Below are 11,480 nucleotides of genomic sequence, written 5' to 3' on the forward strand. Positions count from 1 at the left end.
CAGAGCCGGATGGGATAAGGGCCTACCCCTGCCGAAGAAACACAACCCCCAGAAGCCCTTGACCGAAGAGCGAGAAGGCTCTGGCCCCCGTGCCACTTGACAAGAAAAGCCCATAAGGGTAGTCTAAGTATTCCTCAGGTAACTCGCGGAAATTACATGGATTGGAGATCTCATCGGGACAGAGCTGGGTGCCGAGGAAGAGGGGCGGTTCCTGCCCTGCAGCCGGACCGATGAAGATGGGAAAGAGGATCGAGGAACCCCGTCCGCCTGCCGCTGACCGGGGTCTCGGCCTTAGAGGAGGCGACGATGATTGTTGGAATCCCAAGAGAGATAAAGAAACAGGAATACCGAGTCGGTATCGTTCCTGCAGGAGTGAAGGAACTCGTCAAGAACAACCACCAGGTCATTATCCAGAGGGGAGCCGGGACGGGGAGCGGAATTACAGATGAGGAGTACCAGGCCGCAGGCGCTCGAATCCTGGATACGGCAAGGGCCATCTACGAGGAAGCCGAGATGGTCATGAAGGTGAAAGAACCCCTGCCCGAGGAGTACGACCTCCTCCGTGAAGACCAACTCCTCTATACCTATCTTCATCTCGCACCGGCCCCTGAGCTTACACAGGCTCTCTTGGAACGAAAGGTGATTGCCATCGCCTACGAGACCATCCAGCTTGAGGATGGATCCCTCCCACTCCTCACCCCTATGAGCGAGATAGCCGGTCGCATGTCGATCCAGGTGGGTGCCTACCACCTCCAGAAAGAGCAAGGCGGGCGAGGCGTCCTCCTGGGAGGTGTCCCGGGTGTGGCTCCGGGCAACGTGGCGATCCTGGGCGGTGGAACCGTGGGTACAAACGCGGCGCGGATAGCGGTGGGAATCGGGGCCAGGGTCACCATCCTCGACGTCAACCTGGACAGACTGAGATATCTGGACGATATCTTCGGCAGCAAGATCGTTCCTCTCATGTCGGACAGTCACAATGTCGAAGAGGCCGTTATCCATGCTGACCTCGTGATCGGAGCCGTCCTGATCCCGGGCGCACGGGCCCCGAGGCTCGTCACTCGCCCCATGCTCTCGGAGATGAAGAGGGGTGCTGTAATCGTGGACGTGGCCGTGGACCAGGGAGGATGCATCGAGACCATCCATCCGACCTACCATGACAACCCCACCTACGAGGTGGACGGGGTCATCCACTACGGGGTGGCCAACATGCCGGGCGCCGTGGCGAGGACATCGACCTTTGCTCTGACCAACACCACCCTGCCCTACGCGGTGAAGATCGCCAATCTCGGATGGAAGGCGGCCGTGAGAGAGAACAAGGGCCTGCTCAAGGGACTGAACGTGGCCGAAGGAAAGCTGGTCTGCCCGGCCGTGGCAGAGGCCGTGGGTATGCCGTGTACCCCTGTCGAATCCGTCATCAACTGAACCGAGACCCACGGAAGCCGCTGGTCTCTGATCTCCGGGACAGACATCGACAGAGGCGAGCGCTCGTGGTCGGAGTGAACCGGACGATCACCTTCATCCGCCGTCAGGATCCGGTAATCCATGCCGGTATGGAGCTATGACCATCAGGCTCTACGACCTGGGCAAGATCCCCTGGGACCAGTCGCAACTGATATATCATGCCCTGGCGGGAATGGGCCGTGAGGCGCTCTGTCTGGTTTCTCCTGCAACGCCTTACGTCTGCCTTGGTCTCCATCAGGACCTGGAGCAGGAGGTCGACCTCACCTATTGCGAGGTAAACCGCATTCCGATCTTCAGGAGAGACCTAGGAGGGGGCGCCGTCTATCTCGACGGCGATCAGCTCTTCTTTCAGCTCATCCTCCGCAGGGACAACCCCCTCGTCCCGGAGAAGAGAGAGGCCTTCTACAGGAAATTCCTCCAACCTCCCATCAGTGTCTACCGGCACATAGGAATCCCTGCCAGGTACAGGCCCATCAACGACGTGGTCGTGGGGACGCGCAAGATCTCCGGGACCGGTGCAAGCGAGATCGGCGATTGCGTCGTCTTTGTAGGCAACCTGATCATCGGTTTCGACTACGAAACCATGTGCAGGGTCCTCAAGGTCCCAGATGAGAAGTTCCGTGACAAGGTGAAAAAGACCCTCAGAGAGAATCTCTCCACCATACGCCGTGAGCTTGGAGAAGCAAAAGCCGAAAGGTGGAATCAGGCGGCCCTCTCCCGCCTCTTGGCAGAAGCCTTTCAGAAACTGCTCGGACGCATGAAGAGAGACCATATCGACTCGGCGGTCAGGGCAAAAATGGATGAGCTCGGCCAGAGGATGCTGAGCAAGGAATGGCTCTATGGGAGGCGCAGCAAACATCCCCTTGAACGGCGGATCAAGATCCGGGCAGGCACGGACGTGGTGTACAGAGTCCACAAGGCGCAGGGAGGACTCATCCGGGCCGATTTCGAGGTGAGAGAGGGAAAATTCAGTAACGTCCACATATCTGGGGATTTTTTCTGCTTCCCGAAAGAGGGAATCGAATGGCTCGAATCGGTGCTCGAGGGGCAGCCGGTAGACCGGCTTCCAAGGATCATCGAGCGGTTCTTTGAGGAAAAGGAGATCGAGGTACCCGGCATCCGAATAGCAGACTGGATAACGGTCCTGGAGACGGGATATTCTCCCTAGCACGACTCCCTGCTACCGGCCGAGACACGGGTCTCTTTGCCAGGGTTACGAGGGGCTTTCATGGCGAGGGAAAAACTGCCGGCCACCCATGCGATCCGCACCTTGAGGGAAAGGGGCGTCCCCTTTGTCGAACGGTCCTACAGGTATCACGAGGGGCACGTCGCCGCAAATGCGGCCAGAGAGCTGGATATCGATCTCCACCAGGTTGTCAAAACCCTCGTCATGGAAGACGGTCAAGGGCGGCCCCTCGTCGTGCTCATGCACGGGGACAGGGAAGTCTCCACCAAAGCCCTTGCAAGAACCATCGGGACCAAGTCGGTCAGCCCCTGTTCTCCAGCAGCCGCTGAGAAGCACACGGGTTACAAGGTGGGGGGCATCTCGCCCTTTGGCATGAGAAAGGCGCTCCCCGTATACGTGGAAGCCTCTATTCTCGAGCTTCCGATCCTGTTCGTCAACGCCGGCAGGAGAGGTCTCCTGGTTGAAATCTCTCCCACATCCCTGGTCGAACTTCTGCACCCCGTACCGGTAAGCGTCGCGCGCTAGAAATGTCCCCAACCGGATTTGAACCGGTGTTGCCGGCGTGAAAGGCCGGTGTCCTTGGCCAGGCTAGACGATGGGGACAACCTCAAGGTGGGCCGTGCTGGACTCGAACCAGCGGCTCTCTGCTTAAAAGGCAGATACTCTACCAACTGAGTTAACGGCCCCAGGAGACGTTCGAATCGTTCAAGCCGTTCGACTCATGGATTCTTCTTGCGATCTTGAACTCAATCGAGGCGAAGCCGGTCGAACAATTCGAGTGCTTAGAACGTCTCGGAGAACCCAAGCGATCCACACACCGCAATCAATGTTAGCCCATGAAATGCAAAAAGGCAACCCCTCCGGCCCTCACGACCTCGGTCTGGATGCATTTCTCCAGCCTCTTGACATACTGCCGGGCCCTGAGGGGGAGATCAGAAAAACTCCTCGCCCCACCTGTATCTTTCAGCCATCCCTCGCATTCCTCGTAGACCGGTTCGCAATGCTTCAGCACTTCCATATTGGCCGGGACCCACCGAAGGAGATTCCCCTGATACCGGTATCCCGTACAGATCCTTATCTTCTCCATCTCATCGAGAACGTCGAGCTTGGTGATGACCAGCCCGCTCATCCCGTTCATCAGTACGGCATGGCGGAGAACCACGGCGTCGAACCAACCACACCGCCTCGGCCTCCCCGTGGTGGCGCCGTACTCTCCACCTCGGGCCCTTATTCTCTCTCCTGTCTCATCGTGAAGCTCGGTCGGGAAAGGCCCCTCCCCGACCCGGGTCGTGTAGGCCTTGGAAACCCCCAGAACGTAGTCGATGCAGGTGGGACCGATACCCGCACCCGTACACGCATTGGCGGCAACCGTGTTGGATGAGGTCACGAAGGGGTAGGTCCCGTGATCCACATCGAGCAGGCATCCCTGGGCGCCCTCGAAAAGGACCCTCCGCCCCTCGCTTATGGCCTCGTTGAGAAAGACCGATGTGTTGGCCACAAAGGGCGCGATCCTCGATCGGAAAACGCCGTACTCCTCGAGAATCTCCTCCTTTGAACAGGGTTCCTCCTTGAAGAACCGGGTCAGGGTGAAATTCTTCTCAAGGAGACTCGCCTCCAGCTTTCTTCTAAAAACCCCTTCGTCAAGAAGATCCGCAACCCGTATCCCACTTCGGCCCATCTTGTCTTCATAGGCCGGGCCTATCCCCCGGCCGGTCGTACCGATTCTGTTTCGACCCTGAAACCGTTCCCTGGCCAGATCGAGTCTCTGATGATAGGGCATTATCAGATGGGCCTGTTCACTGATGAGAAGCTGAGAATCACTCCTGAAGTACCCCCGCTTCCTGAGGGCGTCGATTTCGTCTATCAGAACCCCGGGGGAAATGACGACCCCATTTCCTATGACGCACCGTTTGGTCTCGTGGAGGATCCCCGACGGGATAAGATGAAAGACGAACTTCTCCCCCCCGACCACGAGTGTGTGGCCCGCGTTGTTCCCCCCCTGAAACCGGACCACGATGTCGGAGAATTCCGTCAAGAGATCGATGACCTTTCCCTTGCCCTCGTCCCCCCACTGGGCGCCTACGACCACGACACACTTCGGTTTCTTCTTCCTCATGAGTCCTTTCCCCGATTCAGATAACTCCCCGGTTCCAAGGGCAGTTCCAACTGCTTGACCCACATTACGTGTGGAAGTCCGGAGATCTCATCGATTATTGGTTTGGCAAGGGGTGCATCGAGGGACAATAGGGTTATTCCTCTACCCCCTGCGCGGTCCCTACCCACATTGATGGAAGCGATATTTATGCCCTTCTTTCCCAGGACAGAGCCGATATTGCCGATAACCCCCGGCCGGTCCTCGTTTCGAATCACCAGCAAGTGCCCGGCCAGAACTCCGCCGAGGGGGGAATCGTTGAGCTCCAGCAGGCGTGGCTGCTTTCTCCCAAAGATCGACCCTGTGATAGAGTGCGATTCGTCCCTGGAACCTGCCGCGATCGAGATGAGGCTCGTGTAATCCTCCGCCTTTGAGGTACTCCGTTCCACCACGGCGATCCCCCTCTCTTCAGCCATGAGAGGAGCATTCACAAAGTTCACGATGTCTCCCAGATGTGGATGGAGAAGCCCCTTCAGAGCCGCCGCCTTCAGAGGAGCCAGGGGAATCCTCGTCACATCCCCCACGTACTGGATGGCAACCTCCTCAATGGCAGAACCGAACAGTTGGGCGAGAAATCTCCCGAGCCTCTCGGCCAGGTCGGAGAAGGGCATCAAATCGGGAAGCAGATCGAGGTTTACACTCGGGACGTTGACGGTGTTCTGCAGTACACCCCGGGTCAGATAGTCAACGAGCTGCTCGGCTATCGCCACCGCCACCTTCTCCTGAGCCTCCTCCGTAGACGCACCCAAATGGGGCGTACAGATCACCTGCTCAAACTCAAGAAGGGGGTTCCCAAGGGGGGGCTCCACTTCAAAACAGTCGAGGGCTGCTCCGGCGACTCTCCCCGATTCCAGGGCCTCATGGAGGGCCCTCTCGTTGACAATCCCCCCTCTGGCACAGTTGATTATCATGACGCCCCTTCTCATCTTGGCGAAGGCACTCCGGTCGATGAGGTTTCTGGTCTCATCAGTCAGGGGGGTGTGAACCGAGATGAAGTCCGACCTGGCCAGAAGCTCCTCCATGGAGACCGGCTCTACCCCTTTTGCCCGGGCCATCTCCTCCGTCACATAGGGGTCGTGGGCGATGACCTTCATCATGAGCCCCTGGGCCCGCCCGGCCACGATGCTTCCGATATTGCCTATCCCCACCAGGCCGAGGATCTTGCCGCCCAGCTCGACGCCCATGAACCGCCCCCGATCCCACTGGCCGGACTTCAGGGCAGCCGTTGCCTGGGGGATCTTCCTGGCCAGGGCACACATCATTGAGATTGTATGTTCAGCCGCCGCCACGGCGTTGCCCTGGGGGGTGTTCATTACCACGATCCCTTTGCGGGTCGCCGCAGGAACATCCACGTTGTCCACCCCTATTCCAGCGCGCCCGATCACCCTGAGCTTTCCGGCAGCATCGATCACCTCGGCGGTCACCCTGGTCGAACTCCGGACCACCAGGGCCTGGTAATCCCCGATGATCGATCTCAGCTCTTCAGTGGAGAGACCTGTCCTCACATCCACTGAAATCCCCTCTGTTCCTCGCAGGATCTCCAACCCCTTCTCCGAGACCCTGTCGCTGACCAAAACCCTCTGAACGCCCACGATCAGCGCCCTCCCCTACTCCGTCCCGTCTCCGGAGCCCTGCACCGGCTCATCCATGAACACCTCTTCGGCCGCCTTCACCCCAACACCGAGCTCAAAAGGGTGGCCCATCTCTTTCAGCAGCATCTCGAGGGCCGAAATAACCATGATCATGTCGAGCCGATCATAATAGCCGAGGTGGGCTATCCGTATGATCTTTCCCTTGGCCCGGCCCTGCCCCCCCGCCACGGTTATCCCGAACCGCTCGTAGAACCGGCTCTTCAGTTGACCGGCTCCCATCGTCTCCGGAACCCTAACCGCGGTCACGGCCTCACTCGGGGATTGATCGGCGTAGAGTTCCAGCCCCAGAGCCTTCACCGCATTCCGCGCAGCAAGAGCCAGCCTCTCGTGGCGGAGGAAAAGGGCCTCCAGCCCCTCCTGCCTGATCATCCTCAGGGACTCTCTCAACCCGACCACCAGGGTGACAGCCGGGGTGAAAGAGGTGTCATTGGCCTCGAGTTTCTCCCTTTCTCTCTTGAAGTCGAAATAGTACCTCGGCAGGTTCGATCTCTCCACCAGGCGCCAGGCTTTTTCACTCAGGGCGACAAAGGACAATCCAGGAGGCAGCATCAGGGCCTTCTGGGAACCTGTCACCAGGACATCGATCCCCCATCGGTCCATGGGAAGGTCGAATACCCCGACCCCCGTAACCCCGTCCACCACGATCACCGCCTCCCCATGCCTTGCTGTGATCTCGGCGAGTTTCTCGACCGGGTGCCTCACACCTGTAGAGGTCTCACTGGCCGTTACGAAGACGGCACGGATCATACTATCCCTTTCCAGAGCCTCCTCCACCAGGTGGGGCTCCACAGCCTTCCCCCATGGAACATCGACCGCCCTCACCTCGACGCCGTAAGCCTCGCAGATCTCGGCCCATCGTTCTCCGAACTTCCCCCCGCAGACAACCAGTACCACATCTCCCCTTCTCAGGAGATTCGAAACCGTCCCCTCCATGGCGCCCGTGGCCGAGGCGGCAAACATCAGAACCTCCTGCCTTGTCTGGAAGAGATACTTGAGGTTTTCACGAACTTCCGCAAGAATTCCGGAGAATTCCGGTTCGCGATGATGGATTACCGGTGCGGCCATCCACAGCAGGGTCTCGGGCGGAAGCATCGTCGGTCCGGGCGTAAAGAGATATCTTTTCACGGGCCACCTCCTCTTCTGAGGGAAAACCGAGACTATTGTATGCCAGCCCCCCCCGGCAAGTCAACAAACCGGACGCTGGTCGGGATTTCTTCCACCCCCACTCCAAAAGCGGGGTCTTCCCCTTGCCAGCCACTCCAGACGGGCACCTCGCCACCTCTGCGGTACCGCTCCGGGAGGAGAAGCATCCTCAAGACGGGCGAGGTTCGCGGGTGGGGAATTCCTGCCCCTTCCCCACGAACACGGATCACGAACACGACTCCCCTCTCGGGTCACCCTTGACGGGTACCCCACCGCTCCCGCAATGTCGCTCGGCGACAGGGGGGCTGCCCAAAAGTCGGGGGCCTCCGGGGAGATTTTCCTTGACTGGGTAAATGGGTTGTGTTAAACGTGAAAAAAATAACAAATCATCCCGAGCGATCTCGAGACGCATCAAAGCGACCGGTGGAGGGTGAGAATAGGAGCGATCCTTCCAAGGATCGAGAGTCGGAGGGCCGCGAGCCCGCCGTGACTCCTGCCGGAAGGCAGGTACTTCCCGTCACGGGGACAAGGAGGAGAGAGATGCAGCTGCCAGGCGTTAAGAAGTATCCCCACATTTTCAGCCCTGGAAGGATAGGCGGGCTTGAGACAAAAAACAGGATCAAGTATGCCTCGACTGAAACTAACTTCAACTACAGGGACGGGTTCGTTTCGGACAAAGAAGTGGCTTACATGGAGGCTCAGGCGCGAGGAGGAGCTGGAATCGTGACAACCCAGGGCGCCTATACCGATCCTCTGGGAGTGGGCAAGGGCTACGTGGGGATGATGGGGATCTGGGACGACAAGTATATCCCCGGGTTGAAGAAGATCGCCGACGTGATCCACAGATACGATGCACTGGCCTGCCTCCAGTTGATGCACTGCGGCCGGGTCGGAGGGATAGAGCTCCCCTTCACCCACGGTCCCTCAGATGTACCCCAGAAACTCCCCATATTCCGGCCCCCCAAGGAGATGAGCCGGGAAGAGATCCAGGTCTGCATCCAGGAGCACATCGACGGTGCCAGGAGAACCGTAGAGGCAGGATACGACATCGTTGAGATCTCCGGTATCGTGGGCTACCTCATCTCGAATTTCATATCCTCTTATACGAACAAACGGACAGACGAATACGGGGGAGACATCAGGGGGCGATGCAGGTTCATGACAGACATAATCCGAGGGATCCGCAAGGAGATAGGCGGGGGTGTACCCATCGGGATCCGTCTGTGCGGCAGGGAACTCCTTGACGATCGCGGAGGGAACAAACCAGAGGAGAGCCTGGAGTCCATCAAACTCGCCGTGGAGGCGGGCTGTGATTACGTGAGTGTGACGGCCGGTTGGCAGGAGTCGCTCATCCCGGTGATCACCCGTGACGTGCCCATGGGAAACTGGCTTTTCATCGCCGAGGAGGTGAAAAGGAACGTTAGTGTCCCGGTCAGCATGGCCTATCGGCTCTTTGTCCCCGATATCCCTGAGAAGGCCATAGCCGAGGGAAAACTCGACTACTGGGAGATGTGCCGCCCCATGATCGCCGATCCTTTCCTGCCCAGGAAGATCATGGAAGACAGGGGGCAGGACATCATACCCTGTATCGCCTGTAATGTGTGTCTGGCCCGGCTCTTCCGAGACACGGAACTCTGCTGCACCGTGAGGCCCTCTCTGGGCCACGAGGGTGAGCCCGAATGGGGTTTCTATGGATTCGAGAAGTCGAGGAAGAGAAAGAAGGTCGTCGTCGTCGGCGCCGGACCCGGAGGGCTCACGGCTGCCTTCGTCGCTGCCGCAAAGGGCCACGACGTGACGGTCTACGAGGAGAGCGACCACACAGGGGGCCAGATGGCTGCCGCAGCCAACGGCCCTTGGGGAGACAACGAACTCATCCGGTACATAGACTATGCCGAAGCCCAGTGCAAGAAGCACGGTGCCACGATCAGACTCAACAGGAGGGTTGACAGAGACTTGCTCGAGAAAGAGAAAGCCGATGTCGTCGTCCTTGCCACAGGCGCACAGCATGACAGGGAAACCATACCGGGCTCCGACAAGAGCCATGTTGTGGGAGCCCTCGATGTCCTCCGGGGAAAGGCCAAACCGGGCAAGAGAGTGGTGATTTTGGGAGGGCTGGGGATCGCCATCTCCACTGCTCTCTATATCATCGACAAACACAAGGACTGCCAGGTCTCCATCGTGGGGGAACAGAAGAAATTCGGGGCCGATGTAAACCCATCCTACATCTGGAGGTACATGCTCAAACTGAAGGACGGCAACGTCGCCCAGATCACAAGAACCAAGGTCAAGGAGATCACAGACCAGGGGGTGGTGGTCGTCACCCCCGAGGGCAAGGAGGAGTCCATACCGGCCGATACGGTGGTCATAGCCATGCTCGTTCCCAACAGGAGTGTCACCTACGGCAAGTACGCCAAGGATGTCTACATGATCGGCGACGCCGTCCAGGTGAGGCGGGCCTACGGGGCGATCCACGACGGCTACAGGGTGGGGATGCGGATCGATTTTGTCCCCTATCAGACCTATCACAGGGTGAAACCACATTAGGAGAGAACCAAGACAAGGAGAGGCCGACATGTTTCCCTGGGTCGATGTATACAAATGCACTGGATGCGGCGTGTGCGTCCGCCAGTGCCCCGTGAATATCATCAGCCTCGTCAACAAGAAGGCTGCCATCCTCCTGGATCTATGCGAGGAGTGCGGCATCTGTGCTTTTGTCTGCCCAGAGGTAGCCATCAAGAACGAAATCCCCGAGGGCGGTTACAACACCGCCAATCTGCCCTACGTGAGCAGGCGTTGAGGTTCAGGGTCGGGGGTCTGCCCTCGGTCACCCGGTTTCCTGCAAGAGCGGCCTCGACTCGATCCGCCCGCCCCGAGTCGGGGAGCTGTTCGGGGGAAAGGGGCGGTTGCACTCCTCCCCGATACGTGTTCGCAGGCGCCCCTGAACGTCTCTCTTCCGGCGAGTCAAGAACACAGGAGGTGTCTCATGAAGGTGAACAAGATCGACCATATCTGTATCGCGGTAAAGGATCTGGACGCTGCACGGAAAATCTGGGAGCCCATCCTCGGTAAATCAGAACCAGACGACCCCTATGTCGACGAGCCGGAGAAGATACGGGTGGCAAGGTACTGGCTCGGAGACGTGGGTTTTGAACTCATGGAGTCGACCAGCCCCGACGGTGACGTGGCCAAGTTCATCGAAAAGAGGGGAGAGGGGATTATGCTCATCGGGCTCAATGTGGACAATACCCGGGAGGCCATGGAAGAGCTCAAGGCCAAGGGATACAAGTTCATCGGTGGAGCCCGGCCGTTCAGGAACTGCGAGTTCGCCTTTATCCATCCCAAGGAGGTCAACGGAGTGCTCCTCGAACTGATCGACTATCCCTGGGACGAGTTGAAAAAATAGGCATTGGGGCCCATTTCGGGCCCCTGCTCCGGCGACATCGCGAGAGTCCGTCCGTCCTGAGGATCTGGATCCCTTTCACTTTCCACTTCCCGGAAATCTCCGAATAGAGACAGAGGCCTCGCTTCACCTCGCAGCTCCGGCGGGAAGAGGGGAGTTCACGGGGTGACCCCCTCGGGTTTCGTGGGTGGGGAATTCCCGCCCCTTCCCCCCGAACACGACTCACGAACACGAATCACGAGCACGACTCACGAATCACGAATCACCAACACGACCTCTCCCCTTCCCGCTCGACCTCGACGGGTGCCCCACACCTTCCGCAACGTGGCTCCGGAACGAGAGGTTTCCACAAAGTGAGGGAACTCCTCAGGGGCAGCGGTTCCGCAACTGAAATTTCAAACACGCCTAAATTTTCAATTTTATAATCTTTTTTCTTCCGAATAATTACCGAGCAGATTCGTATTGGCAGCGGGGCTTGACTTTTCC

9 protein-coding genes and 2 tRNA genes are annotated in these 11,480 nt (G+C 58.7%); 6 read left to right on the forward strand and 5 right to left on the reverse strand.

From position 1 onward, the window contains the following. Positions 1-306 precede the first annotated feature (306 nt). The 3 genes from ald to ybaK all read left to right on the forward strand — a co-directional run bounded on the left by ald (position 307) and on the right by ybaK (position 3,172). On the forward strand, positions 307-1,422 hold the full coding sequence (gene ald / locus JRJ26_07630; protein ID MBW2057353.1) for an alanine dehydrogenase: 1,116 nt from the start codon (positions 307-309) through the stop codon (positions 1,420-1,422). Positions 1,423-1,558: 136 nt separating this feature from the next. Then, positions 1,559-2,629: a lipoate--protein ligase family protein gene (locus JRJ26_07635; protein MBW2057354.1), complete on the forward strand. Its 1,071-nt coding sequence runs from the start codon at positions 1,559-1,561 to the stop codon at positions 2,627-2,629. Positions 2,630-2,689: 60 nt separating this feature from the next. Further along, complete coding sequence (ybaK, locus tag JRJ26_07640; protein ID MBW2057355.1) at positions 2,690-3,172, forward strand: Cys-tRNA(Pro) deacylase; 483 nt, start codon at positions 2,690-2,692, stop codon at positions 3,170-3,172. Positions 3,173-3,175: 3 nt separating this feature from the next. On the opposite strand, the gene JRJ26_07645 is transcribed toward ybaK, so the two are convergent. The 5 genes from JRJ26_07645 to JRJ26_07665 form a co-directional block, all read right to left on the reverse strand. Further along, positions 3,176-3,250 (reverse strand) — tRNA-Glu (locus JRJ26_07645). Between the two features lie 10 nt (positions 3,251-3,260). Then, positions 3,261-3,333, reverse strand: a tRNA-Lys gene (locus tag JRJ26_07650). 143 nt (positions 3,334-3,476) lie between these two features. Then, the gene (locus JRJ26_07655; GenBank protein MBW2057356.1) at positions 3,477-4,763 is read right to left on the reverse strand and encodes an adenylosuccinate synthase; all 1,287 of its coding nucleotides are present in this window, start codon (positions 4,761-4,763) and stop codon (positions 3,477-3,479) included. Next, entirely contained in the window at positions 4,760-6,391 is a 1,632-nt protein-coding gene (locus tag JRJ26_07660) for a phosphoglycerate dehydrogenase (GenBank protein ID MBW2057357.1), read from the reverse strand. Before JRJ26_07660 ends, JRJ26_07655 begins: the two co-directional genes overlap by 4 nt. A gap of 15 nt (positions 6,392-6,406) precedes the next feature. Further along, positions 6,407-7,543, reverse strand: a complete 1,137-nt coding sequence (locus tag JRJ26_07665; protein ID MBW2057358.1) for an alanine--glyoxylate aminotransferase family protein — start codon at positions 7,541-7,543, stop codon at positions 6,407-6,409. A gap of 591 nt (positions 7,544-8,134) precedes the next feature. Between JRJ26_07665 and JRJ26_07670 the strand changes: the two genes are divergently transcribed. The 3 genes from JRJ26_07670 (at position 8,135) to JRJ26_07680 (ending at position 10,997) form a co-directional block, all read left to right on the forward strand. Further along, entirely contained in the window at positions 8,135-10,138 is a 2,004-nt protein-coding gene (locus JRJ26_07670) for an FAD-dependent oxidoreductase (protein ID MBW2057359.1), read from the forward strand. 28 nt (positions 10,139-10,166) lie between these two features. Continuing rightward, positions 10,167-10,391: a 4Fe-4S binding protein gene (locus tag JRJ26_07675; GenBank protein MBW2057360.1), complete on the forward strand. Its 225-nt coding sequence runs from the start codon at positions 10,167-10,169 to the stop codon at positions 10,389-10,391. Between the two features lie 186 nt (positions 10,392-10,577). Continuing rightward, positions 10,578-10,997, forward strand: coding sequence for a VOC family protein (locus JRJ26_07680; protein ID MBW2057361.1), 420 nt, complete (start codon positions 10,578-10,580; stop codon positions 10,995-10,997). Positions 10,998-11,480 lie beyond the last annotated feature (483 nt).

The organism is Deltaproteobacteria bacterium (genome assembly GCA_019308905.1).
Classification (GTDB): domain Bacteria; phylum Desulfobacterota; class BSN033; order WVXP01; family WVXP01; genus JAFDHF01.